21 protein-coding genes are annotated in these 23927 nt (G+C 69.0%); 14 read left to right on the top strand and 7 right to left on the bottom strand.

Going from position 1 to position 23927, the window contains the following annotated elements:
* Together FZ046_RS24225 and FZ046_RS24220 are read right to left on the bottom strand one after the other, a co-directional pair.
* Window positions 1–1146: an amidohydrolase family protein gene (locus FZ046_RS24225; RefSeq protein ID WP_070353854.1), complete on the bottom strand. Its 1146-nt coding sequence runs from the start codon at window positions 1144–1146 to the stop codon at window positions 1–3.
* 19 nt (window positions 1147–1165) lie between these two features.
* Window positions 1166–2269 (bottom strand): amidohydrolase family protein, encoded by a 1104-nt coding sequence (locus FZ046_RS24220; protein WP_176749576.1) that lies wholly within the window; start codon window positions 2267–2269, stop codon window positions 1166–1168.
* A 248-nt stretch (window positions 2270–2517) separates the two neighbouring features.
* Between FZ046_RS24220 and FZ046_RS24215 the strand changes: the two genes are divergently transcribed.
* Together FZ046_RS24215 and FZ046_RS24210 are read left to right on the top strand one after the other, a co-directional pair.
* Window positions 2518–3516 carry an acyl-CoA dehydrogenase family protein gene (locus FZ046_RS24215; RefSeq protein WP_070353855.1) on the top strand — a complete coding sequence of 333 codons (999 nt, stop codon included), beginning with the start codon at window positions 2518–2520 and terminating at the stop codon, window positions 3514–3516.
* Window positions 3500–4675 carry an acyl-CoA dehydrogenase family protein gene (locus FZ046_RS24210; protein WP_070353856.1) on the top strand — a complete coding sequence of 392 codons (1176 nt, stop codon included), beginning with the start codon at window positions 3500–3502 and terminating at the stop codon, window positions 4673–4675. Before FZ046_RS24215 ends, FZ046_RS24210 begins: the two co-directional genes overlap by 17 nt.
* A gap of 104 nt (window positions 4676–4779) precedes the next feature.
* On the opposite strand, the gene FZ046_RS24205 is transcribed toward FZ046_RS24210, so the two are convergent.
* From FZ046_RS24205 to FZ046_RS24190, 4 genes are read right to left on the bottom strand one after another with little or no spacing between them, the layout of a single operon-like run.
* Window positions 4780–6144: a cytochrome P450 gene (locus FZ046_RS24205; RefSeq protein ID WP_070353857.1), complete on the bottom strand. Its 1365-nt coding sequence runs from the start codon at window positions 6142–6144 to the stop codon at window positions 4780–4782.
* Between the two features lie 46 nt (window positions 6145–6190).
* Complete coding sequence (locus tag FZ046_RS24200; protein ID WP_070353858.1) at window positions 6191–6382, bottom strand: ferredoxin; 192 nt, start codon at window positions 6380–6382, stop codon at window positions 6191–6193.
* 43 nt (window positions 6383–6425) lie between these two features.
* The gene (locus FZ046_RS24195; protein ID WP_070353859.1) at window positions 6426–7286 is read right to left on the bottom strand and encodes a mycofactocin-coupled SDR family oxidoreductase; all 861 of its coding nucleotides are present in this window, start codon (window positions 7284–7286) and stop codon (window positions 6426–6428) included.
* A gap of 48 nt (window positions 7287–7334) precedes the next feature.
* A complete protein-coding gene (locus FZ046_RS24190; RefSeq protein ID WP_070353860.1) occupies window positions 7335–8036 on the bottom strand; it encodes an SDR family NAD(P)-dependent oxidoreductase in 702 nt (233 codons plus the stop codon).
* A gap of 286 nt (window positions 8037–8322) precedes the next feature.
* Between FZ046_RS24190 and FZ046_RS24185 the strand changes: the two genes are divergently transcribed.
* Genes FZ046_RS24185 through FZ046_RS24130 form a run of 12 tightly spaced genes read left to right on the top strand, consistent with a single transcriptional unit; the run spans window position 8323 to window position 23141 of the window.
* Window positions 8323–9825, top strand: coding sequence for an aldehyde dehydrogenase family protein (locus FZ046_RS24185; RefSeq protein WP_070353861.1), 1503 nt, complete (start codon window positions 8323–8325; stop codon window positions 9823–9825).
* A gap of 31 nt (window positions 9826–9856) precedes the next feature.
* Window positions 9857–11065, top strand: a complete 1209-nt coding sequence (locus tag FZ046_RS24180; protein ID WP_070353888.1) for a CaiB/BaiF CoA transferase family protein — start codon at window positions 9857–9859, stop codon at window positions 11063–11065.
* Between the two features lie 19 nt (window positions 11066–11084).
* Window positions 11085–12320 (top strand): OB-fold domain-containing protein, encoded by a 1236-nt coding sequence (locus FZ046_RS24175; RefSeq protein ID WP_070353862.1) that lies wholly within the window; start codon window positions 11085–11087, stop codon window positions 12318–12320.
* Complete coding sequence (locus tag FZ046_RS24170) at window positions 12317–13486, top strand: thiolase C-terminal domain-containing protein (protein WP_070353863.1); 1170 nt, start codon at window positions 12317–12319, stop codon at window positions 13484–13486. Before FZ046_RS24175 ends, FZ046_RS24170 begins: the two co-directional genes overlap by 4 nt.
* The gene (locus FZ046_RS24165; protein WP_070353864.1) at window positions 13476–14285 is read left to right on the top strand and encodes an MlaE family ABC transporter permease; all 810 of its coding nucleotides are present in this window, start codon (window positions 13476–13478) and stop codon (window positions 14283–14285) included. The genes FZ046_RS24170 and FZ046_RS24165 overlap by 11 nt, the downstream gene beginning before the upstream one ends.
* 10 nt (window positions 14286–14295) lie before the next feature.
* Complete coding sequence (locus FZ046_RS24160) at window positions 14296–15153, top strand: ABC transporter permease (protein ID WP_070353865.1); 858 nt, start codon at window positions 14296–14298, stop codon at window positions 15151–15153.
* Between the two features lie 10 nt (window positions 15154–15163).
* Window positions 15164–16366, top strand: a complete 1203-nt coding sequence (locus FZ046_RS24155) for an MCE family protein (protein ID WP_070353866.1) — start codon at window positions 15164–15166, stop codon at window positions 16364–16366.
* Window positions 16363–17388 carry an MCE family protein gene (locus FZ046_RS24150; RefSeq protein ID WP_070353867.1) on the top strand — a complete coding sequence of 342 codons (1026 nt, stop codon included), beginning with the start codon at window positions 16363–16365 and terminating at the stop codon, window positions 17386–17388. Before FZ046_RS24155 ends, FZ046_RS24150 begins: the two co-directional genes overlap by 4 nt.
* The gene (locus tag FZ046_RS24145) at window positions 17388–18479 is read left to right on the top strand and encodes an MCE family protein (RefSeq protein ID WP_070353868.1); all 1092 of its coding nucleotides are present in this window, start codon (window positions 17388–17390) and stop codon (window positions 18477–18479) included. Before FZ046_RS24150 ends, FZ046_RS24145 begins: the two co-directional genes overlap by 1 nt.
* Window positions 18476–19990 (top strand): MCE family protein, encoded by a 1515-nt coding sequence (locus FZ046_RS24140; protein ID WP_070353869.1) that lies wholly within the window; start codon window positions 18476–18478, stop codon window positions 19988–19990. The genes FZ046_RS24145 and FZ046_RS24140 overlap by 4 nt, the downstream gene beginning before the upstream one ends.
* Window positions 19987–21369, top strand: coding sequence for an MCE family protein (locus FZ046_RS24135; RefSeq protein ID WP_149484335.1), 1383 nt, complete (start codon window positions 19987–19989; stop codon window positions 21367–21369). The genes FZ046_RS24140 and FZ046_RS24135 overlap by 4 nt, the downstream gene beginning before the upstream one ends.
* Entirely contained in the window at window positions 21369–23141 is a 1773-nt protein-coding gene (locus FZ046_RS24130) for an MCE family protein (protein WP_070355473.1), read from the top strand. Before FZ046_RS24135 ends, FZ046_RS24130 begins: the two co-directional genes overlap by 1 nt.
* 78 nt (window positions 23142–23219) lie before the next feature.
* Here the strand turns inward: FZ046_RS24130 and FZ046_RS24125 are convergent, their stop codons facing one another.
* Complete coding sequence (locus tag FZ046_RS24125; RefSeq protein WP_070355474.1) at window positions 23220–23741, bottom strand: Rv2253/PknI dimerization domain-containing protein; 522 nt, start codon at window positions 23739–23741, stop codon at window positions 23220–23222.
* Window positions 23742–23927 lie beyond the last annotated feature (186 nt).

The raw sequence follows: 23927 nt of genomic DNA, 5'->3' as shown, positions 1-23927 counted from the left end.
TTAGAAGACCCGGACCTGACCCTCGAGCGCCGGAACGGTGTCCGGCAGCTTGTAGGTCGCAAGGCCGTTGCGGAACATGACCGCCTCGCGGGCATGCTCGGGCAGGTGCTTGACCAGCCAGCGCGGGTCGTCGAACGTCCAGTGCGGATAGTCGCTGCTGTAGAGCAGGATCTTCTCGCACTCCATCCACTCGAAGGCCCGGGTGAGTTCGGTCTTGTCCTCGGGGTAGTCCAAGGGCTGCGTCGTGAACTTGATGTGGTCCTTGAGGTATTCGCTCGGCTTGCGCTTGATGTCGAGCCGTGACTTGCGTGCCTCGTAGATGGCGTCCATGCGCCACATGAGCGGCAGCACCCAGGTGAACGCGTGCTCCACGAACACGATGCGCAGCGTCGGGAAGCGGTCGAACACCCCGTCGAAGATCAGGCTGAGCACCTGGTTCAGCGCGGTGAGGGAGTAGGTGACCATGAAGTCGTGGTTGTAGCTCGGCAGCCCGACCGGCGGCATCGGCAGCGTCTCGTAGGTGCCGCGGGAGAGGTGGCAGCTGACCGTGATGTCGTGCTTGGTGGCGGCCGCCCAGATCGGATCGTACTTCGGGTGACCCCAGGACGGGCGTGGCTCGGCCTTGATGAGGATCTGGGCCATGTAGGGGTGGCCGGCCCACTTCTCGATCTCGGCGGCGGCGAGCTGGGGCTCCTCGATGGCGGCGCAGATGGAGCCGCGCCACCGCTGGTGCCAGTTGTGCCTGCCGTCGAGCCACTCGGTGGCGAGCCAGCTGTTCACCGCCGAACTCATCGCGGCCGTGGCCTCGGGCAGCCGCGCGATGCGGTCGGTGGGTTCCAGGATGACGATATCGGCGCCGGCCTCCATGACCAGCTGCTCGAGCATGAGATCCGGATCGCTGCCGGCGAATTCGCCGTCGGAAGGAAAGGTGTCGACGCGCATGGCGTACGCATGCGCGTAGTCGGGTGCGTCGTAGTAGATCAGCTCGCCGACCTTGTGGTTGGTGAAGTACGTGCTGCGCCACGGCTCGGGGATGTGCTCGAGCAGCGCGCCGCGGCGCGGCATGGGGTGGACGTCGGAGTCGACGCACCGCACGGCGACGTGCTCCGCAGCCGGTACCCGTTCCCTCGTCTGCGTGACCGTCATGGGGGCCTCCTGTCGATCTCTACCGTGCGACCGAGGCGGCCGGGACGTCGATCCCGTACAGCTCGGCCGCGTTGCGCCAGCACAGTCGGTCGCGTTGTTCCGCGGTGAACGCCCGGGGCACCGACAGCTCGTTGAGGTGCCAGTGCGGATAGCTCGATCCGTACATCACCATGTCCTCCTTGCCGGTGAAGCCGAACCACTCACCGGCGAAGTCGACGTCGCCGGGCCCGTCGAAGCCGTTCTGCACGAAGTACACGTGCTCGGGCAGGTAGTCACTCGGCATCTTCGGCGCCCACGGCGTCTGCTCGAGGTGCGGTCGGCCGAAGCAGTCCATGCGCCACATGAACGGCGTCAGCATGTCGCCGGCGCCGTCGGCGAACACGAACTTCAGCGACGGCAGCCGTTCGAAGACGCCCTCGGCGATCATGTTCATGAGGTGGTACAGGTAGTTCAGCCCCATGAACGCGTGGAAGTGCTCGTAGGTCAGCGTGTGGCCGTTCGGCGTGGGCGGCGCGGCGATGCCCTCGCCGGTCTCGAGGTGCACGGCGACGGGGAGCCCGGCGGCCGCTGCCGCTTCCCACAGCGGCCAGTACTGCGGCTTTCCGTACAGTTCGCGCGACTGCAGCGGAATGCCGAGCTGCACCACGCGCGGATGGTCGGCGTACTTCGCGATCTCGCGCAGCGAGCCGGTCACGTCGTCGGGGTTCACCCGGATGGTGCCCCGGAAGCGCTCGCCGTGCTCGGGGTGCTCGAGCCAGCGCGTCACCAGCATCTCGTTGTGGGCCGCGGCGATGGCCGTGCCGAGGTGGCGGTCGGGCATGATGCCGCGCGTCATTGGATGAAGCACCGCGACGTCGACGCCGCGCTCGGCGAACAGGTGACGGGCCACCACGTCGGGATCCGAGCCGGGGTACTGCCCGTCGGGTCCCTCGGTGCCCTCGGCGTACTCGCCGCCCGGGGCGCCGTACCAGTCCATTTCGTAATCGGGGAAGCCGCGGCTGCTGAACGGCTCACGCAGGAAGTTCCGGCGGAGGTCCTTGCTCGACCCGAAGAACACGTGCACGCTCGCGTCGATGACGGGCGTCGTCACGGTGCTGCCGTCCGCGTCGCGGTGTTCCTTCACTCGATGCGTCCCTTCGCACTCCGCGGCCCATCGAAGGCCGGGACTGATCTCAGTGTAGATCGTAGTTCTTCTATATCAAGAACACCCTTCTCCTGTCTTCCCCCTGGCGTCGGCGCTGGTCGGCGCATGTGCAGGTCGGGGCCGTCGCGTGCCACCGACGGAACGTCGTACGCCCGCGGAGAGAACGTGTGCAGCACATCGCGAGAATGCTATTCTCGCTCCGTTAACTGGCGAAGTGGAGGCGGCCCATGCTCTTGGAGTTCGACGCGGATCAGCGGTTGTGGCAGGAGACCGTCCGCGACGCAGTGGGCAAGCAGTGCCCGGCCTCGTTGGTCCGCAACGTCGCCGAGGACGGCACCGATCCCATGCCGCTGTGGCAGACCTACGTCGACGCAGGGTGGACGGAGCTCACCGACAGCGAGAACGCAGTCGAACTCGCGATCGTCCTCGAGGAACTCGGCCGCGCCACCGATCCCACGCCGTACCTCGCGACGCTCACGCAGTTCGCCCCGCTGGTCGGCGACCGCTACGACGTCCAGGGCACCGGGGCCGCGGTGTTCTCCGGCGTCAGCGCCTACCGCGACGCCGACGGGTGGGTGCTCAGCGGAACCGACCGCTTCGTGCTCGACGGCGACCGCGCCGACCGGCTCGCCGTCGTCACCGACGCGGGAGTGTTCCTCGTCGACGCCGACGCCGCGTCGATCCGGCGCAACCAGATCTTCGATCCCGTGCTGCACGTCGCGGAGGTCTCCTTCGCCGGTGCGCACGTCGCCGACGCCGACCGGCTCGCGGTGGACACCGAGAAGGCGCGACACGTCGCACTGATGGGGATGTCGATCACGATGGTCGGTGCCTGCCAGCGAATCCTGGATCTTGCGCTCGACCACGCGAAGAGCCGCTACCAGTTCGGCGTGCCCATCGGGTCCTTCCAGGCGATCCAGCACAAGGCCGTCGACATGCACGTCGCGATCGAGCGGGCCCGCGCGCTGGCGTACTTCTCGGCGCTCACGATCGCCGCCGACGACCCGCGCCGCCGCCTCGCCGCGGCGATGGCCAAGGCCTCGGCGGGGGAGTGTCAGGCACTGGTGTTCCGTCACGGCCTGCAGACCTTCGGCGCCATGGGCTTCACGTGGGAGAACGACCTGCAGTTCGCGCTGAAGCGCGCGAAGGCGGGCGAATTGCTGCTCGGCGGCGCTGCCGAGCACCGGGCGATGATCAGCGAGGAATTCGATGCAGCTCACATTTGATCGCGACGTCGAGGAATTTCGCACGGAGTTCGCGGCCTTCCTCGACGAGCACCTGCCCTCGCCGGCCGAGACGCTGGAACGGCCGCGGTCGACGTCGCACATGCCGCAGTGGGCCCGGGACTGGCAGCGGCTGCTGTTCGACAACGGCTGGCTGCTGCCGGCGCAGCCGCCGGAATTCGGCGGTCGCAATGCCACCGTGCTGCAGCAGTACGTGCACCTCGAGGAACTGTGCACCCGCCGCATCTACCACAGCTTCAATCCCCAAGGCGTCAACATCGTTGCGGCGTCGCTCATCACGTTCGGCAGCGACGAGCAGAAGCAACAGTGGGCGGTACCGGTGCTGCGGGGCGAGAAGACGGCGTCGCTCGGCATGAGCGAGCCCAGCGCCGGCTCCGATCTCGGGTCGCTGCGCACCCGGGCCGTCCGCGACGGCGACGACTTCGTGGTCAACGGCCAGAAGGTGTGGACGTCGGGCGCTCACGACGCGGACTGGCTGCTGACGTTCGTCCGCACCGATCCGGATGCGCCGAAGCACAAGGGGATCAGCTGCCTCATCATCCCGACCGATCTCCCGGGGGTGGTCTGCCGTCCGTTCGCCGACATCTGCGGTGAGGACGACAAGGACTTCAACGAGGTGTTCTTCAGCGACGTCCGCGTGCCCGCGGAGAACCTCGTCGGCCCGCTCAACGGCGGCTGGAAGGTCATCAACGGATCGCTCGGCCACGAGCGCACCATGATGTGGCTGGGCTTCGCCGACCGGATCGCCAACTCGATCGGCGACTTCCGGCCGCGCAACGACCTCGAACGCGACGAACTGGCCAGCACCATCATGGATTACCAGGCGCTGCGGCTGCTCGGATCGGTGGGACTCGCGCAGGCCGCACGCGGTGAGGTCGACGTCGCCGCGGTGTCGATCCCCAAGCTGCTGGGCGCCGAGGCGGAGATGCGGGCCGCGCGCAACGCCCTGGAATCGGCGGGCCCGGACGGGTTGATCCATCCCGCCACGTCGGGGCCGTATGCGCACATGAACCTCGACCACTACTTCGCCAGCTGGTTCGAGCGCTACGCCCGCAGCTTCTCGGGCACCATCGCCGGCGGGACGTCGGAGATCCAGCGCAACATCATCGCCCAGCAGGTGCTGGGGCTGCCGCGCGGCTGAGCACGGGCGGTACGCACCGCCCTGCGACGCCTGCCGACGACGCCTGCCGACGACGAAGCCCCCGGACGATGGTCCGGGGGCTTCGTCGTCGGTCGAATGGACCGCTAGTCGATGACGGCGCGTTCCTTGCGCTCGGTGATCGGGCGCGCCAGCTCCTGCTCGTTGCAGATGCGCTGCAGCTTCTCGATCGTCTCGTCGAGGCCCGGACCCAGCGGTTCGCTCGGCGTGAAGGTCGCCGGCAGGTTGCGCATGCCCTGGATGACGCCGATGGTGTCGTAGTGCACGGTGCCCTCGGGGTCGCACACGTAGTCGGGCATCCGGTCCAGGACGGCGGTGAGCATCGACTTGAACACCGTCCGCGCGACGTTGGATCCCACGCAGCGATGCACGCCAATGCCGAAGCTGAAGTGGCGGTTGCCCTTCCGGTCCATGATCAGCTCATTGGGCTTCTCGAAGACCGACGGGTCGCGATTGGCCATCGCCCACGACAGCCACAGCCGCTCGAACTGCTTGAACTGCTGGCCCTCGACCTCGACGTCCTCGGCGAACGTCCGGCCGTCGCCCGGCGCGGGGGTGAAGAAGCGCAGGAACTCCTCGGTGGCGGGATGCAGCAAGCTGTCCCGTTCGCGGCTGAGACGTTCCCGCTCGGCGGGATGCTCACCGAGCCACTCGAGCGCGTGCGCGGTCAGCGCGGTCGTGGTGTCGAAGCCGCCGCCGATGATGAGCCCGAGGTTGCCCAGGATCTCCATGTCCGGCGCCGGCTCACCGTCGATGCGCAACTGCAGCAACGCATTCACCAGTCCGGGCCGGGGGTTCTCCCGGATCTCCATCATGTTGGTGATGAGATCGATGCCCATGTCGCGGTGCTGCTCGTTGATCTTCTCGCGTTCCGGGGCGTGCTCGGGTGTGTACACCGAGGCGTGCGTCGGCTCGCTGTAGACGTTCCACTTCTTGAGTTCGATGCCCATCATCGCGAGCGTGAACACCGCGGGTACGACATTGGCCAGATGCTCGACGAAGTCGATGCGGCCGCTGGCGACGTGTTCGTCGAGGGCGGCACGGGTGATCTCGTCGACGAACGGCTCCCAGCGCTTGATGGCCGCCGGGGAGAGGTAGGGATTCAGCGCACCGCGGTAGGTGCTGTGGTCGGGCTCGTCCATCTCCAGGATGCCGCCGCGGACGACGGTGGCACGACTGGCCTTCGGGATCGTGATGCCCTTGAACGGCGTCTCGCCGCTGATGTCGTGGTGGTTGGACACCACGGGGCACCGTGCGAGTTCGAAGACGTGCTTGCTGTCGGCGGCCACCCAGTGCCCGTCGTAGACGTCGGTCCACGCCAGCGGGCAGCGGGACTGCATCTCCTCGGTGATCTTCTCGAACTGCAACCGGTACTCGGGGGTGTGCCGGTCGAAGTGGAAGGTGTTCTTCTTGCGGTCGTCGTCGGTCGTGACGTCGCTCTCGGTGCTCACGGCGTGTCTCTCCTAGCGGGGTTCCCTGACGGCCTCGCGGACACCGTCATTCGATGACGATGGCCTGTTCGGGACAGGAGTGGGCGGCCTCGGCCACCTGGTCCTGCTGGTCGGCGGGGACGTCGTCGTGCACCGGCGAGGCGTGCCCGTCGACGTCGTCGAGTTCGAACGAATCGGGGGCGATCATCGCGCACAGCGTGTGTCCCTGACACCGCTGACCATCAACCGAGACTCTCACGTCGTTACCCTCCAGTCGGTGTATTGCGTTGCGGCGAAATGGATCACACGTGGTAGTCGTACCACTTGAGGTAGCCGCCCGCGTCGACGCGCAGCTGCATGCCGGTGACGAAACGCGACTCGTCGGAGGCCAGCCACAAAACGGCGTTGCTGATGTCCTCGGGTTCGATGTAGGGGACGGGCATGGCCTGCTGCACGCCGAACGCCAATTCGGCGTCCGCCCGCGTGGGCTTGTCGAGATCGGGCCGGAAGGACCGGTACATCGGCTCGCTCTGCAGCATCGGGGTGTTGCAGTTGGTCGGGTGGATGACGTTCGCCCGGATGTTCCGAACGGCCAACTGGGTCGCCAGATCGTGCATGTACTGGGAGATGAGGCGCTTGGAGGTCATGTAGCCCATGCCGCCGGGGTCGGAGCCCGGGTTGTCCTTCTTCGACGCGTCCATCAGTGCCGCCGCCGACGCGGTGGCGATGATCGAGGCGCCCTCCTTCAGATGCGGCAGGGCCACTTGGATGGCGTTGATCGTGCCGACGAAGTTGGTGTTGATCCCGTCGGTCCAGGCCTGCAGGGGCGGTTGGCCCTTCATGCCCGCGATGCCGGCCTGGGCGACGACGATGTCGACCTTGCCGAACTCCTCCAACCCGCGCTCGAGAGCCTCGCGCAACTGGCCGGCGTCGCGGACGTCGGCCTGCGCGGTGACCGCGCGGCGGCCGGTCTTCTCGACGAACTTGGCGGTCTCCTCGAGATCCTCGGGCGTCGCCAGGGAGTAGCCGATGGTGTCGATGTCGCGGCAGATGTCGACCGCGATGATGTCGGCACCCTCCTCGGCCAGTCGTACCGCGTGGCTGCGGCCCTGGCCGCGTGCGGCTCCCGTGACGAATGCGACCTTGCCCTCGACACGTCCCATTGCGTTGTCCCTTCGTTCGTGCGCATCCCGGTGGCGGAACGCGAGCTGTCAGGTGTTGCGGCCGCCGTTGACGCCGAGTATCTGGCCGGTGATGTAGCCCGCCTCCTCGGAGACCAGGAAGGCGCACGCCGCGGCGATGTCCTCGGGCCGTCCGATGCGCCGCACCGGCGTGGCCGCGATCGTGGCGTCGATGTCGCCGAGGAAGCCCTTGTCGGCAGCGGCCCGCAGCATGGGCGTGTCGATGAACCCGGGCGGCACGGCGTTGACCGTGATCCCCGCCGGCCCGTACTCCAGGGCGAGGGTCTTGGTCAGTCCGTTGACCGCGGACTTCGCGGCGACGTAGGGCGCCATGTATGGCGCGCCGGAATGGGTGCTCGACGACGAGATGTTGACGATGCGTCCCCAGCCCGCCTCGATCATGTCGGGCAGCACGGCCTGCACGCAGTGGAAGACGCCATTGAGGTTCACGTCGATCACGCGCTGCCAGCGTTCGAACGACACGTCGTGGAACTTCTTGAAGCTGTCCAGGCCCGCCGCGTTCACCAGGATGGAGACCGGGCCTAGCTTGGCGCGCACGCCGGCCAGGGCGTCGTCGACCGCCGCCCGGTCGGTGACGTCGGCGGAGAAGGCGAACTCGCCGTCACCGGGGGCCAGGTCGAGGACCGCGACGTGGTGCCCGTCGGCCCGCAGCCGATCGACGATGGCGCGACCGATGCCCGAACCGCCTCCGGTCACTACGGCGTTCTTCACGTCCCGGTTCCTCCCAGCAGGCAGCGACGGAAGCCAAGAACAATGCTTCCGAATATGAGAACCGTACTCTCGCCGACTGCGATGTCGCAAGGTTTCGCGGGGTGGGCCGCGTCGTCGCGCAACGGGTGCCGAACGGTCGGGACCGTCTGACGAGGCGGTCTGTTCTTCCTTGTGTTCTCAGTTGGCGGATGTAAGATTCGCCGCGAATGAGAATGAAGTTTCCATCAATGCCTGGACTCGCTCCCGCTGTTCCGCTGGGTGGTCCATGACGAGGCCAGGAGGCTCGATGTCCCAGACGCCGACCATAGCCAGTGCCGATCCGGATGCCGGCAGCGGCGGGGCTGCGGTGCCACCCGACCGGCGGATGCTCGTCGACGGCGAGCTGATCGGCGCCGAGCGGACGTTCCCGACGCTGAACCCGGCCACCGGCGACGTGCTGGGGCACGCGCCGGACGCGACGGTCGCCGACGCCGAACGGGCCGTCGCCGCCGCCCGCCGCGCGTTCGAGGAGTCGGGCTGGGCGACCGACCGCGCGCTGCGCGTGCGCTGCCTCAAGCAGTTCCACGCCGCACTGCTCGAGCACCGCGACGAGTTGGCGGCGCTGACGATCGCCGAGGTCGGCGCGACGCCCGCGCTCATCGCGGGTGCGCAGCTCGACCAGCCGATCGACATCGTGCGGTTCTACGCCGAACTGCTCGAGGACTACCCGCTCACCGAGGACCTCGGCAACATCTCCAGCCGCGGCATGCAGCATCACCGCTGGGTGGAGAAGGAAGCCGCCGGCGTGGTGGCGGCGATCGTCGCCTACAACTATCCGAACCAGCTGGCGCTGGCGAAGTTGGCGCCCGCGCTGGCGGCCGGCTGCACAGTGGTGCTGAAGGGCGCCCCCGACACCCCGCTGGTGACCCTGGCCATCGGCGAGTTGATCGCGAACCACACCGACATCCCGGCCGGGGTGGTCAACGTGCTGAGTTCGTCGTCCCCGGAGGTCGGCGCGGTGCTCACCACGAGCACCGACGTCGACATGGTGACCTTCACCGGGTCCACGCCCACGGGGCGGGCGATCATGGCGGCCGCGAGCGGGACGTTGAAGAAGGTGTTCCTCGAACTCGGCGGCAAGTCCGCGGCGATCGTGCTCGACGACGCCGACGCCGGCACCGCCGCGATGTTCGCGGCGTTCAGCATGGTGACTCACGCGGGCCAGGGGTGCGCGCTGACGTCGCGGCTGCTGGTGCCGCGCAGCCGCCACGACGAGATCGTGGAGGCGGTCAAGACCAACTTCGGTCACGTCCGCTACGGCGATCCCAACGATCCGAAGACCTACATGGGGCCGCTGATCAGCGACAAGCAGCGCGACAAGGTCGACGCGATGGTCCGGCGTGCGGTCGACGCCGGCGCGACGCTGGTGACCGGCGGGGAGAAGAAGGACCCGGGCTTCTTCTACACCCCGACGCTGCTCACCGACGTCGACCCGGACAGCGAGATCGCCCAGGAGGAGGTCTTCGGTCCGGTGCTCGTGGTGATCGCCTACGACGATGACGACGACGCGGTGCGCATCGCCAACAACTCGATCTATGGACTGTCCGGCGCGGTGTTCGGCAGCGAGGAGCGCGCCGTCGCACTCGCCCGCCGCATCCGCACCGGCACCTTCTCCATCAACGGCGGCAACTACTTCAGCCCGGACACTCCGTTCGGCGGCTTCAAGCAGTCGGGCATCGGGCGCGAGATGGGCGCGGCCGGGCTGGAGGAGTTCCTGGAGTCGAAGACGTTCGCCACGGTGGTCGGCTGATGAGCGCTTGCGCGAAGAGGAGATGGTTCTGATGAGCGCGCCGTTGGACGGCATCCGCGTCCTGGAGGTCGCGATGTACGGCTTCGTGCCGTCGGCGGGGGCGGTGCTCGCCGAGTGGGGCGCCGACGTCATCAAGGTGGAGCACGCCGTGACCGGCGACCCGCAGCGCGGGCTGCGTCAGACCGGTTCGCTGCGGGTGGAGGGCGACCCGAACCCGAACATCGAGCACGCCAACCGCGGCAAGCGCAGCATTGGCCTGGACGTGTCGAAGCCGGAGGGCCGCGAGGTGCTCCTCGAGCTGGCCCGTCGCGCGGACGTCTTCCTGACCAGCTTCCTGCCGGGGCATCGCGAGAGGTTCGGCATCGACGTCGACGACATCCGCGCGGTGAACCCGAACATCGTCTACGCCCGGGGCAGCGCACTCGGTCCGCGGGGCCTCGAGGCGTCGAAGGGCGGCTACGACATGACCGCCTTCTGGTGCCGGGCGGGAACGGCCGCGACGATCACGCCCCCGGGCATCGAGGGCATGATCGGTCCGCCCGGACCGGCCTACGGAGACACCATCTCCGGGACCAACCTCGCCGGTGGCATCGCGGCGGCGCTGCTGAAGCGCGAGCGCACCGGCGAGCCGTCGGTGGTCGACGTCTCACTGCTCGGCAGCGGCCTGTGGTCGATGGGCCACACGGTGGCCCTGACGTCGCACCTCGATCAACTGATGGTGCAGCCCGCGCCGGGCACCCACGGCTCGCCGATCAACCCGCTGGTCGGGGTGTACCGCACGAAGGACGACCGCTTCATCTCGCTGGTGATGATGCAGCCGACCAAGTTCTGGGCCGACGTGTGCCGCCACGTCGACCGCGAGGACCTCATCGACGATCCGCGCTTCGCGACCGCGCAGACCATCGCCGAGCACACCGCCGAGGCGGTGGAGATCCTGCGCGAGGTGATCGCGACGAGGACGCTGCCGGAGTGGAGCGAGCGCTTCGCGACGCTGGCGGGGCCGTGGGCGCCGGTGCAGGACACGCTGCAGGCGGCGCAGGACGCGCAGATCCGCGCGAACGAATACCTGGTCGACACGGGCGAATTGGAGCTGGTGGCCAATCCGGTGCAGTTCGACGTGGCGGCGCCGCGGACGGGACCGGCGCCCGGCTTCGCCGAGCAGACCGACGAGATCCTGCTGGAACTCGACCTGGACTGGGACCGCATCATCGAACTCAAGACGGCCGGCGCCGTCACCTGACGACGGAAGCCGGATCAGCGTGCCGTTCATCGCCGCCATCGGGACCTACCTGCCGTGCTGGGGAAGCACCGCACGGCGGGTGGCCGGTGATGACGAGGATGCGGTGACGCTGGCGGTGGAGGCCGGCCGTGCGGCGCTGGAGTCCGGCCACGGCGTGGAGCGGGTCGTGCTCGTCAGCCGCGACCTGCCGCTGCTGGACGGCAGCAATGCCGCCGTCCTGCTCGCCGGCCTTGGGCTGGATCCCGAACTCGAGGTCGACGAACGCCTCGGCGGTGCGCCGGCCGCGCTGGATGCGGTGAGTTCGGCCCGGCCGCGGACGCTCGTCATCGGGGTGGACCTGCAACCGGCGGGGGCGGCGGCACTGCTGACCGCCGAGGACGGGCTGCGCGTGCGGACCGCCGCGCGGGTGGCCCGCAGCCTGCCGGTCCGCACCCGCAACGCGACCGGCGAGGTGCACGACTACGGCGATCCGCGCCTGCTGCACGAACGCGGTCTCATCGCCTCGCTGGCGGCCGCATGGCTGGACACCCCGGTGGTGATGGCGGGCGTGGATCACGCCCGCGGCGCCGAACTGTGTCTGGGCGATCCGCCGCCGCTGCCGACGCTCGGCGCCAGTTCCGGGGTGTTCGCGCTCGCCTGGCTCGCCGAGTCGGGAGTCACCGGGCCCGTGGTCGCCGCCGAGCAGGCCAGCCTGTCCGGCATCACCGTCAGTGGCGGTACGGCCGCGGTGGTGCGCCGCGAGCCGCCGGCCCAGCCGGTGCCCGAGTCCACGGAGCGGCCGGGTGCCGCCATCCCGATCTCGCTGGCCGCCTACGAACGCGCCTTCGAGGCCAAGGTGCGTTGGGAGGCAGGCAGGTTCGTCGACGCCGACGCCGACGCCCCCACCGACGCCGACGGCGCCCCGGCGGGCGACCTCGACTTCCCGCCGCGGTACCGCGTCGCCGCGGACGGGTCGCTGCGCACGCGCTACGAGATGGTGCCGCTGCCGCGGACCGGCACGGTGTACACCGAGGCCACCGTGCACGTGCCGGTGCCCGGGCTGCGGACGCCGTACTCCCTGGTGATCGTCGAACTCGACGGCGTGGACGTGCGCGCACTGGTCACGGTGACCGGGTCGCGGGCGGGCGCGGTCGACATCGGCGACCGCGGCCACCTGGTCCTGCGCCGCGTGGCGGTGCGCTCGGGCGTGCCCGACTACGGCTACGCCTTCCTGCCCGCCGTGACGCAGCACGACGCGGGTCGGGGTGCGGCGTGAGGCGCGTGGCGGTGGTCGGCGCGGGCATGACCTCGTTCGGCGAGCACTTCGCGCTGGGACTCAAGGATCTGCTGCCCATGGCGTTCGCCGAGTGCGCGGCCAGCGTCGACGCCGGCATCGACACCTCCGACCTGCAGGCGGCCTGGTTCGGCGCGATGGGCACGTCCGACGGGTTCCCGGCCGGAATCCTCGCCGACTCGCTGGGGCTGCCCGACCTGCCGGTCACCCGCGTGGAGAACTCCTGCGCCACCGGCAACGACGCCGTCCGCAACGCGCTGTTCGGCGTCGCCTCCGGCGCGTTCGACGTGGCTCTGGTGATGGGCGCGGACAAGCTCCGCGACACCGCGTCGGCGGACATGATGTGGGAGTGGGAGGCGATGGCCCGCGACATGGCCTGGGACTATCCGCTCGGCGTCGTCGCTCCGGCCGGCTTCGCGTTACACGTGCGCCGGTATCTGTATGAGTCGGCAGCGACCCCCGAACACCTCGCGATGGTTGCGGTGAAGAACCACCGACATGGTGCGACCAACCCGAAGGCCCGGTTGCGGTTCGAGATCACGCTGGAGCAGGCGCTCGCGGCGCCGACCGTCGTGACGCCGTTTCGCCTGTACGACTGCGCGCCGCAGAGCGACGGTGCCGCCGCCCTGATCCTGGCCGCCGAGGACGTCGTCGACCGATTCACCGCCCGCCCGGTGTGGATCCGCGGCGTCGGCTTGGGACTCGATTCCGTTATGCATCAACACAAGACCGACATGACGACGTTTCCCGCGACCACGCGCGCGGCGAAGCGGGCCTTCGCGATGGCGGGGCTGACGCCTGCCGACATCGACGTCGCCGAGGTGCACGACTACTTCACCGGCCTGGAACTGATGAGCTATGAGGACCTCGGCTTCGCCGAGCGTTTTGGCGCGGCCAAGCTCGTCGAGACCGAGACCACCAGTCTCGGCGGGGCTTTGCCCGTCAATCCCAGTGGGGGTTTAAAAGCCAAAGGCCACCCGCCGGGTGCCACTGGTGTGGCACAGTGCGTCGAGTTGTTCCAACAGCTGCGGGGCGAGGCCGTCAATCAGGTCGACGGCGCACGAATCGCGCTGGCGCACAACATTGGCGGCCCGACAGCTGTATCGGCCGTGACGATCTTGGAGGGACCCGGTTCAGATGGCGACTAAGGGACCAGAGCGGTGGTCGCCGGGCATCTCGCTGCCGAAGGGGCTGGCGGCGCCCGCGCAGGCCGTGGGTGGCTTGTTCGCCATGGGCGTCGACGCCCTGAAGTTCGTGTTCGTGCGGCCGTTCCAGTGGCGCGAGTTCCTGGAGCAGTCGTGGTTCGTCGCGCGCGTGTCGCTGGCCCCCACGATGCTGGTCGCCATCCCGTTCACCGTGTTGGTCAGCTTCATCCTCAACATCCTGCTGCGTGAACTCGGTGCGGCCGATTTGTCCGGTGCAGGTGCGGCGTTCGGCGCGGTGACCCAGGTGGGGCCGTTGGTGACGGTGCTCATCGTGGCGGGCGCCGGTGCGACGGCGATGTGCGCCGATCTGGGCTCGCGCACCATCCGCGAGGAGATCGACGCCATGGAGGTGCTGGGCATCAACCCGGTGCAGCGACTGGTGACGCCGCGCCTGCTGGCGTCGGGGCTGGTGGCGTTCCTGTTGAACAGCCTGGTGGTGATCATCGGCATCCTGGGCGGCTACTTCTTCTCCGTCTTCGTCCAGGACGTGAACCCGGGTGCGTTCGCGGCAGGGATCACGCTGCTCACCGGGGTCCCGGAGGTGATCATCTCGAGCGTGAAGGCACTCCTGTTCGGACTCATCGCCGGGTTGGTGGCGTGCTACCGGGGGCTGATGATCACCGGCGGCGGGGCGAAGGCGGTCGGCAACGCCGTCAACGAGACCGTCGTGTTCGCCTTCATGGCGCTGTTCGTCATCAACGTGGTAGTGACCGCGGTCGGCATCCAGATGACGGCCAAGTAGGGCCGCCGCCATGGGTACGTTGCAGGTCATCCGGGGGACCTACCCGCGGCTGAGTCGGACGGTGAAGCGTCCGGTGGACGTGCTGGGCCGCATCGGCGATCAGACGCTGTTCTTCGGCAAGGCGATCGCCGGTGCGCCATATGCCGCTGCGCACTTCCGCAAGGAGATCATCCGGCTCATCGCCGAGATCAGCATGGGCGCAGGCGTACTCGCGATGATCGGTGGCACGCTCGTCATCGTCGGGTTCCTCACCCTGGCCACCGGCGGCACGCTGGCCGTGCAGGGCTACTCGTCGCTCGGCGACATCGGCATCGAGGCGCTGACGGGCTTCCTGTCGGCGTTCATCAACGTCCGCATCGCCGCTCCGGTGGTCGCCGGGATCGGCCTGGCCGCCACCTTCGGCGCGGGCGTCACCGCGCAGTTGGGCGCCATGCGCATCAACGAGGAGATCGACGCCCTGGAGTCGATGGGCATCCCGCCGGTGCAGTACCTCGTCTCGACCCGCCTGGTGGCCGGGATGATCGCGATCACTCCGCTGTACTCGGTCGCGGTGATCCTGTCCTTCCTCGCCAGCCGGTTCACCACGGTGTTCCTGTTCGGCCAGTCCGGCGGGCTCTACGACCACTACTTCACCACGTTCCTCAACCCCTTCGACCTGCTGTGGTCGTTCCTGCAGGCGATCCTCATGGCGCTGACGATCCTGCTGGTGCACACCTACTACGGCTACTTCGCCGCCGGCGGGCCCTCCGGCGTCGGCGTCGCGGTCGGCAACGCGGTGCGGACCTCGCTCATCATCGTCGTCTCGGTGACCCTGCTGGTGTCCCTCGCCGTCTACGGCTCCAACGGCAACTTCAACCTGTCGGGCTAGGGGAGAGGCGATGTCGAACGTGTCGAGCAACGGCGTGCGCACGCTGGCCGGGCTGGCGATGGTCCTGGTGCTGGTGGGTATCGTCGTGTTCTCGCTGGTGATGTTCACCGGCGGCTTCGGCCGCACCGTGCCGGTGACGGTGGTGTCCGAGCGCGCCGGCCTGGTGATGAACCCCGAGGCCAAGGTCAAGATGCGCGGCGTGCAGGTCGGGCAGGTCGAGAGCATCGAGTCGCGCGCCGACGGCTCGGCGGTCCTGCACCTGGCGATGGATCCCGCTGCGCTGTCCTCGATCCCGGACAACGTGAACGTCGACATCACCTCCTCGACGGTGTTCGGCGCCAAGTTCGTCGAGTTCGTCGCCCCGCCGGACCCGTCCTCACGCCCGCTGGCCGCCGGCCAGCAGCTCGACGCCGGACACGTCACCGTCGAGACCAACACGCTGTTTCAGCAACTCACCTCGGTGCTCAAGGCCGTCGACCCGGTCAAGCTCAACGAAACCCTCGGCGCGATCTCCGGCGCGCTCAACGGCCGCGGCGAGAAGTTCGGCCAGGCCGTCACCGACCTGAACGCCTTCTTCCGCTCGATCAACCCGAGCCTGGGCAACATCAGCCGCGACCTCGAGGTGGCACCGGTCGCGTTGGGCGCCTATGCCGACGCCGCGCCCAGCCTGGTCGACGTGCTCGACAACACCACCGCCGTCGGCGACACCCTCGTCGACCAGCAGGACCAGCTCGACCGCTTCCTGGTCAGCGCAATCGGCCTTGCCGACACCGGAACCGACGTCGTCGGCACCAACCGCCAGCCGCTCACCGACGTGCTGCGGATGCTGGTTCCCACCACCACGGTGGCCAGTCAGTACAGCGACAACCTCCGCTGCGGCATCCAGGGACTCAACGCGTTCGTGCACACCCCGCCGCCGGACCGGCCCGGCGTGGACGTCACCGCGAACTTCACGCTCGGCGTGGACCGGTACCGGTATCCGATGGACCTCCCGAAGGTCGCCGCGAAGAGCGGCTCGTCGTGCAAGGACCAGATGCTGCCGGTGATCCCGATCGGCAAGCGGCCGCCCTACCTCGTCACCGACACCGGTACCAACCCCTGGAAGTACGGCAACCAGGGCTGGCTCGTCAACTCCGACGGCCTCAAGCAGGCGCTGTTCGGGCCCATCGACGGTCCGCCGCGCAACAGCGCACAGATCGGCATGCCCGGATGAGCGGCTCGAAGTCGATGATCGTCAAGTTCGGCGTCTTCGCGACGGTGATGGCGGTGCTGACCGTCTTCTTGTTCTTCACCTTCGGCCAGTACCGCACCGGCTCCACCAACGGCTACTCGGCGGTGTTCACCAACGCCTCGCGCCTGGCGACGGGGGACACCGTCCGCGTGGCCGGCATCCGCGTCGGCACGGTGACGGGTGTCTCGCTGCAGTCCGACGACCAGGTGCTCGTCGAGTTCGACGCCGACCAGAAGGTCAAACTGACCACCGGGACGAAGGCTGCGATCCGGTACCTGAACCTCACCGGCGACCGGTACCTCGACCTCGTCGACGGGCCGGGGTCCACCAAGCTGATGCCCGTGGGCGCCCAGATCCCGGTGGAGCGCACCGAACCCGCGCTCGATCTGGACCTGCTGCTGAGCGGTCTGAAGCCGGTGATCCAGGGACTCAACCCGCAGGACGTCAACGCGCTCACCGCGTCGCTCATCCAGGTGTTCCAGGGCGAGGGCGGCACCATCGACTCGCTGCTGAGCAAGACCTCCTCGTTCAGCAACACCCTCGCCGACGACAACCAGACGGTGCAGGCGCTGATCGACAACCTCAACACGATGCTGCGCACCATCGCGAAGGACGGCGACCAGTTCTCCGACGCCATCACCCGGCTGGAGACCCTCATCGCGGGGCTGTCCGCCGACCGCGACCCGATCGGCACCGCCATCACCTCGCTCGACAACGGCACCGCCTCGATCGCCGACCTCCTGACCCAGGCCCGCCCGCCGCTGGCCGGCACGGTGGACCAGTTGAACCGCCTCGCACCGAATCTCGCGAGCGGCAAGGGCTATCTCGACGGCGCGCTGATGCGGGCGCCCGGCAACTACCGCAAGCTGGCGCGCATCGGCGCCTACGGCTCGTTCGTGCAGTACTACATCTGCGAGCTGTCGATTCGCGTCACCGATCTGCAGGGTCGGGCGTCGTTCTTCCCCTTCGTCAAGCAGGAAAACGGAAGGTGCGCTGAGCCCTGATGCTGAAGTACCGAGGTGCGCGTCTCGCCCGGGCCGGCTTCCTGGGCGTCGTGCTGGCCATCCTGATCATCGCCGTCGGCCTGCAGCCCGAGCGGCTCATGGCATATGCCACGTCGCTGCAGTACTCCGCCCGCTTCGCCGAGGCCGGCGGCATCGTCGTCGGCAACGACGTCACGCTGGCCGGTATCAAGATCGGCTCGGTGACCGACGTCGAACTCGACGACGGCGACGCCCTGGTGCGCTTCACCGTCGCCAGCCGCTACCCGCTCGGTTCGGAGACCAGCGCCCACATCAAGACCGGAACGCTGCTCGGCGAACGCGTTCTCACCGTGGACTCCGAGGGGACCGGAGCCCTCGACCGCACCGAACCCATCCCGGTCACCCGGACGTCATCGCCCTACTCGCTCAGCGACGCCGTCGGCGAACTCACCACCAACACGGCGGGCACCGACACCGGGCAGCTCAACCAGTCGCTCGACACGCTGTCGCAAACCCTCGACCAGATTGCGCCGCAACTCGGTCCGACGTTCGACGGACTCAGCCGCGTGTCGCAGGCGATCAACGCCCGCAACGAGACGCTCGGCGAACTGCTGCGGGCCGCGTCGTCGGTCACGGGCGTGCTGAGCGAACGCAGCCAGCAGGTGAACAGCCTCATCCTCAACGCCAACGACCTGCTCGCCGTGCTAGTCGCGCGCCGGCAGGCCGTCGTCGACCTGCTCGCCAACACCTCGGCGGTGTCTCGGCAGTTGACAGGACTGGTCAAGGACAACGAAGCCGAACTGGCGCCGACGTTGGAACGGCTCAACGAGGTCAACGACGTGCTGGTGCGCAACCGCGACAACCTCGCCAAGGCGATCCCCGGGGCGGCAAAGTACCAGGCGACGCTCAGCGAGGCGGTGTCCAGCGGCGCCTACTACACGGCCTACGTGCCGAACGTGACCCCCGGCGGTCTGTTGCAGCCGTTCCTGGACTACGCCTTCGGCTTCCGGCGCGGGGCCTTCGGCGCCGGCGCGCCGCCCACGTCTCCCGAGACCGGACCGCGAGCCGAACTCAACCTGCCGTACAACGGCGTTCCGGGAGGATCGCGATGACGGTGCGCTCGCGCAGATGGCTGATCCCCGCGATCGTCGCGGCCCTGGTGGTCGCACTGATCGGCGTCGGCCTGGCCGTACGGGCCCTCTTCTACGCCCCCACCACGATCACCGCGTTCTTCCCCACGGCGACCGCGATCTACCCCGGTGACGACGTGCGGGTGTCGGGCGTCAAGGTCGGCACGATCGACACGATCGAACCGGAGGGCACCCGGACCAAGCTCGTGCTCCACGTCGACCACGGCGTCGCCGTCCCCGCCGATGCGAAGGCCGTGATCGTCGCCCAGAACCTGGTGGCGGCGCGCTACGTTCAGCTGACCCCGGCGTACCGGGCGTCCGAAGGCGGACCGACGATGGCCGACGACGCCGTGATCCCGCAGGACCGCACGGCGGTGCCGGTGGAGTGGGACGAGGTCAAGCGACAGCTCGAACGGCTCGCCACCGACCTCGGTCCCTCCGGCGACACGTCGACCACCTCCGTCGGTCGCTTCATCGACAGTGCCGCCAACGCCCTCGACGGCAACGGCGACAAGCTGCGCAGCACGCTGACCGAATTGTCGGGCGTCGCACGGACACTCGCCGAAGGTAGCGGCGACTTCGTGGCGACCGTGAAGAACCTGCAGGTCTTCGTCACGGCGCTGCGAGACAGCAACCAGCAGATCGTGCAACTCAACGACCGCCTCGCCACCCTGTCGAGCGTGCTCGACGGCAGCCGCAGCGATCTCGACGCGGCACTGACCAATCTGTCGGTGGCCATCTCCGACGTCAAGCGCTTCGTGTCGGGGACGCGTGCCCAGACCGTCGAGCAGGTTCAGGGGCTCGCACAGGTGACGCAGACCCTCGTCTCGGTCAAGGACGATCTCGAGCAGGTGCTGCACGTGACGCCGAACGCCTTCGCCAACGCCTACAACATCTACGATCCCGACACCGGCACGCCGCGCGGTGGCTTCTCGATCCCCAACCTCGCCAGTCCCATGCAGTTCGTCTGCGGCATGATCGGCGCGACGCAGAACACCACCGCGCCGGAGACCGCCAAGCTCTGCCACGACTACCTCGGACCGGCGCTGCGCCTGCTCAACCTCAACTACATTCCGGTGCCGATCAATCCGTACCTGGCGAAGTCGGCGTCGCCGGAGAACATCATCTACAGCGATCCGAAGCTGGCGCCCGGTGGTGAGGGCGGCGTTCCGCAGCCACCCGAGATCCCGCCGGTGGTATCGGCCTACACCGGGCTCAACGGCGACGTGCCGCCGCCACCGGGCATGGGACCACCGGGGGTGCCGCTGCCGACCAACGAGCGCCTGCCCGTGGCGCCCTTCCCGGCTCTGTATCCGGGCGCTCCGGTGCCGACCGATCCACCGCGGATCGGTCCGCCGCCACCCGGCGCCCCCGCCGCACCGGCACCCGTCGAGTCGGCCCCGCCGAGCTTGCCGGGCATGCTCCTGCCCGCCGAAGCGCAACCGGCGGGTCCGCCGCCCGGGCCACTGCTTCCTGCCGAGGGGACACCATGATTCGCGGACGCGCCATCCGCCGGCTCGTGGCCGTGAGTGCCTGCGTGACGCTCACCGGGACGGGCTGCGCCTTCCAGGGCGTCAACTCGCTGCCGCTGCCCGGTGCCGTCGGTCGCGGATCCGACGCGGTGCGGTACCACGTCGAGATCGCCAACGTCGCTACACTGGAATCGAATTCGCCGGTGCTGCTGAACGACGTCGTCGTGGGCAGCGTCGGCGCGATGAACGTTCAGGACTGGCACGCGAACGTCGAGATCTCGGTGAAGCCCGACGTGATCATTCCGGCCAATGCGGTGGCGCGCGTCGGACAGACCAGCCTGCTCGGCTCGATGCACCTCGCACTCAACCCGCCGCTGGGGCAGCAGCCCGAGGGTCGGCTCGCGCCCGGCGCCACGATCGGGCTCAACGACTCGTCGACCTATCCGACCACCGAGCAGACGCTCTCGTCGCTGTCGGTCGTGCTCAACGCGGGCGGGTTGGGCCAGATCGGCGACGTGGTGCACACGTTCAACCAGGCGCTGTCGGGACGTGAGGAGGACTTCCGCGGCCTGCTGCGCGAACTCGACTCCTTCGTCGGCACCCTCGATGCGCAGCGGCAGAGCCTGGTGGCGACGATCGACGCACTCAACCGTGTGGCCGCGAGCTTCGCCGGCCGCAGCGACGTCATCACCCGCGCGCTGCAACGCATTCCGCGTGCACTGGAGGTGCTCGACCGCGAGCGGCCGCAGCTCACCACCGCGCTGACGAAGCTGGGCCAGTTCAGCGACGTGGCGAACCGCCTCGTCAACGACACCCAGGCCGACCTGGTGAAGAACCTGCAGGGCCTGCAACCGACGATCCAGGCGCTCGCCGACGTCGGCCCCGACCTGGACGCGAGTCTGGCGTATGCCACGGTGTTCCCGTACGGCCAGAACCTCATCGACCGCGCCGTCCGCGGCGATTTCATCAATCTCTTCGCCACCGTGGACATCTCGGGACCGCGCCTGCGCAAGTCCCTCTTCCTCGGGACGCGGCTCGGCCAGGAGGGCCGCGACCTGGTGCCGCTGCCCGGGGAGCCGTTCTTCCAGCGGTACACCTACGACCCCATGGGCCGCCCACTCAACCCGCCGCCGGCCGGCGGCCCGCTCTCCGCGCTCCCGGGCAACCCGCCCACCGCCGGCCTGCAGGCCGATCCGCCCGGCGCCGAGCGCAGCCTGCCCGGGCCGGGGTCACTGCCCGCGGCGGGCCCGCCGCCGGAGGCGCCGCCGCTGCCGCCGGTGACCGGGCCGGTGCTGCCCGTGGTGCCGCAGGGCAACGGGATGGACGCGACGGCGGGTGACGCCGCGCCGCCACCACCGGGCGGCGGGCCGATCTTCGCCGGACCGTATGGGGGCAACTGATGCTGACGCGCTTCATCAAGATCCAGCTGGCGATCTTCGCGATCGTCGGGCTCATCGGCATGGCCGTCATGTTCATCAGCTACGTGCAAGTCCCGACGTTGCTGGGAATCGGGCGCTACGAGGTGACGCTGAAGCTGCCCTCGTCCGGCGGTCTCTACCGGTTCAGCAACGTCACCTACCGCGGGGTCGAGATCGGCAAGGTCACCGAGGTCCGGGTGACGCCCACGGGGGCGGAGGCGACCATGTCGATCGCCACGTCGCCGAAGGTCCCCGCCGACCTGCAGGCCGAGGTGCGCAGTGTGTCGGCCGTCGGTGAGCAGTACGTCGATCTGCGGCCGCGCACCGATTCCGGGCCGTTCCTCGGCAACGGATCGGTGATCGAAGCGCAGAACACCGTGATCCCCGCGCCGGTCGGACCGGTCCTGGACCGGGTGAGCGCGCTGGTCGGGAGCTTCCCGAAGGACCGGTTGAGCGACCTACTCGACGAGACGTACCAGGGCTTCAACGGTGCGGGGTACGACTTCGGCTCGCTGATCGACTCCAGCGCGACCCTCGGCCGTGATCTCAACGGGATCGCCGATCAGACCCGAACGCTGGCCGACGACACCCGGCCGCTCCTCGAGGGGCAGGCGGCGACGGCCGAGTCGATCCGGACGTGGGCGAGCAGCCTCGCCGGGTTCACCGGCCAGCTACGTGCCAGCGACCCCCAGTTCCGGACGGTGTTGCAGACGTTCCCCGGCTTCAGTGGCGAGGTGAGCGGACTGCTCAACGAACTCAAGCCGACGCTGCCCGTGCTGCTCGCGAACCTCGGTACCGTCAGCGAGATCCTGATGACCTACAACGCGTCGCTGGAACAACTCCTGGTGCTGTTGCCGCCGTACATCGCCCAGCAGCAGTCGTACAACACCGGATCGGATGCGACCGGTTCGGCGCGCGGCGACTTCGCGGTCACGGTGAGCGATCCGCCGGCGTGCACGGTCGGCTTCCTGCCGCCGTCGTCCTGGCGCTCGCCGGCCGATGAGTCGGACATCGACACCCCGGATGGCATCTACTGCAAGCTGCCGCAGGATTCCCCGATCGCCGTACGCGGCCTCCGCAACTTCCCCTGCATGCGCCATCCCGGGAAGCGGGCGCCGACGATCCAGATCTGCAACAGCGACAAGCCCTTCGTGCCGCTCGCGATGCGACAGCACGCCCTCGGGCCCTACCCGTTCGACCCCAGCCTGGTCGCCCAGGGCATCCCGATCGACGACCGCACCGCGCTGGGTGACGACCTGTACGCACCCGTGGAGGGGACGCCGCTGCCGCCGGGCGCCACGCCGGCGGGGACCCCGCCCGACGCCCTGCCGCTGCCCGGCCCGACGGTGTCGCCGCTGGAGGCGCCCATCGCGACGGCGGTGCCGCCGCCACCGCCGCCCGGCAATTCACTCAACGGCCAACCGATCCCCGCGGCCGACGCTGCGCCGGCTGCGGAGCCCGCCACGGCACCGGTCGGGCCCGCTCCCGGACCGGCCGTCGCGCCGGAGCCCGTGACCGGACCGGCGCCGGGTTCTGCTCCCGGTCCGCTGGGACTGGCGCCCGGCGGTGCGACGCCGGTGGCGCCCAGTGCGTTCGGCTCGCCGTCGACCACCAAGACGCCCAGTGTTGCCGTGGCGCAGTACAACCCGCGGACCGGCGAATACGTGGGATCCGACGGCAAGCTGTACCAGGTGACGAACCTGGTGGCCGATGCCCCGATGTCGAAGAGCTGGCAGGACCTGCTGCCGCACTGACGAGGACGGGCCCCGCCCATGGGGCGGGGCCCGTGTCCCGTCCGCGCGCGGACCGCTCCTCGAGCGAAACGCGTTGCGTCAGGGGATCTTCGAGATCTTCACCGGCAGGTTGAGCACCAGCGACTTGTTCCTTCCGCAGTTGCCGCTCTCTCCGGTGGTGATGTCCTCACCCACCCACAGGTCGGAGATGCGCTCGGACTGTCCGTCCTCGTTGGCGGGATAGAACTTGTACACCTGCAGTCCCGGCGCCCGGGTGCCGTCGGGGCACGGGATCCAGTCCGGCACGTAGTGTTTGACGAACCAGAGGTTGCCCGCCATGGTGTAGACGTCCTCGGTCCAGCCGAGGCTGCTGGTGACCTTCCCGGAGCAGGTGATCGCGGAGCTGCACGTGGTCGTCACGTCCCAGGTGCTGCGCACCGACGGCTCGTCCTGGTAGCGGTCGTTCATCCTGGCCCACTCGCCGTTGGAGACCACGGAGAAGGTGCCGTTCATCGCGTACTTCTCGTACTCGGCCGTGGCCTCCGGCGCCGCGAGCAGTGTGGTGGCGAGGAGGGCGGCCCCCAGCAGGGCGGGGGCCGACAGCGCCTTGGCTGCACCCATGGAAGCGCTCCTCGAAGTGTCCGTGCCGCCGGCCGCGGGAATGCCGTTGTGTACGCGCAGACTAACACTTTCGAAGGTACTGCTACCGGGCTTCGGCGGGGTTGCCAGACCGCGGGTGTGCGACGCGTCGGTCGTCGCCCGCGTAGCGCTTCGGGCGGAAGCCGGGACAACCGCTCGACGTTGTGT

Source organism: Mycolicibacterium grossiae (assembly GCF_008329645.1).
Taxonomy (GTDB): Bacteria; Actinomycetota; Actinomycetes; order Mycobacteriales; family Mycobacteriaceae; genus Mycobacterium; species Mycobacterium grossiae.
This window is presented reverse-complemented; position numbering and strand designations above follow the sequence as displayed.

Coding starts and splice junctions, on each gene's coding strand:
- FZ046_RS24125 (WP_070355474.1), bottom strand. CDS start 23,741: ATGGGTGCAGCCAAGGCGCTGTCGGCCCCCGCCCTGCTGGGGGCCGCC.
- FZ046_RS24225 (WP_070353854.1), bottom strand. CDS start 1,146: ATGACGGTCACGCAGACGAGGGAACGGGTACCGGCTGCGGAGCACGTC.
- FZ046_RS24145 (WP_070353868.1), top strand. CDS start 17,388: ATGCTGAAGTACCGAGGTGCGCGTCTCGCCCGGGCCGGCTTCCTGGGC.
- FZ046_RS24185 (WP_070353861.1), top strand. CDS start 8,323: ATGTCCCAGACGCCGACCATAGCCAGTGCCGATCCGGATGCCGGCAGC.
- FZ046_RS24135 (WP_149484335.1), top strand. CDS start 19,987: ATGATTCGCGGACGCGCCATCCGCCGGCTCGTGGCCGTGAGTGCCTGC.
- FZ046_RS24210 (WP_070353856.1), top strand. CDS start 3,500: ATGCAGCTCACATTTGATCGCGACGTCGAGGAATTTCGCACGGAGTTC.
- FZ046_RS24130 (WP_070355473.1), top strand. CDS start 21,369: ATGCTGACGCGCTTCATCAAGATCCAGCTGGCGATCTTCGCGATCGTC.
- FZ046_RS24155 (WP_070353866.1), top strand. CDS start 15,164: ATGTCGAACGTGTCGAGCAACGGCGTGCGCACGCTGGCCGGGCTGGCG.
- FZ046_RS24180 (WP_070353888.1), top strand. CDS start 9,857: ATGAGCGCGCCGTTGGACGGCATCCGCGTCCTGGAGGTCGCGATGTAC.
- FZ046_RS24150 (WP_070353867.1), top strand. CDS start 16,363: ATGAGCGGCTCGAAGTCGATGATCGTCAAGTTCGGCGTCTTCGCGACG.
- FZ046_RS24165 (WP_070353864.1), top strand. CDS start 13,476: ATGGCGACTAAGGGACCAGAGCGGTGGTCGCCGGGCATCTCGCTGCCG.
- FZ046_RS24195 (WP_070353859.1), bottom strand. CDS start 7,286: ATGGGACGTGTCGAGGGCAAGGTCGCATTCGTCACGGGAGCCGCACGC.
- FZ046_RS24215 (WP_070353855.1), top strand. CDS start 2,518: ATGCTCTTGGAGTTCGACGCGGATCAGCGGTTGTGGCAGGAGACCGTC.
- FZ046_RS24140 (WP_070353869.1), top strand. CDS start 18,476: ATGACGGTGCGCTCGCGCAGATGGCTGATCCCCGCGATCGTCGCGGCC.
- FZ046_RS24160 (WP_070353865.1), top strand. CDS start 14,296: ATGGGTACGTTGCAGGTCATCCGGGGGACCTACCCGCGGCTGAGTCGG.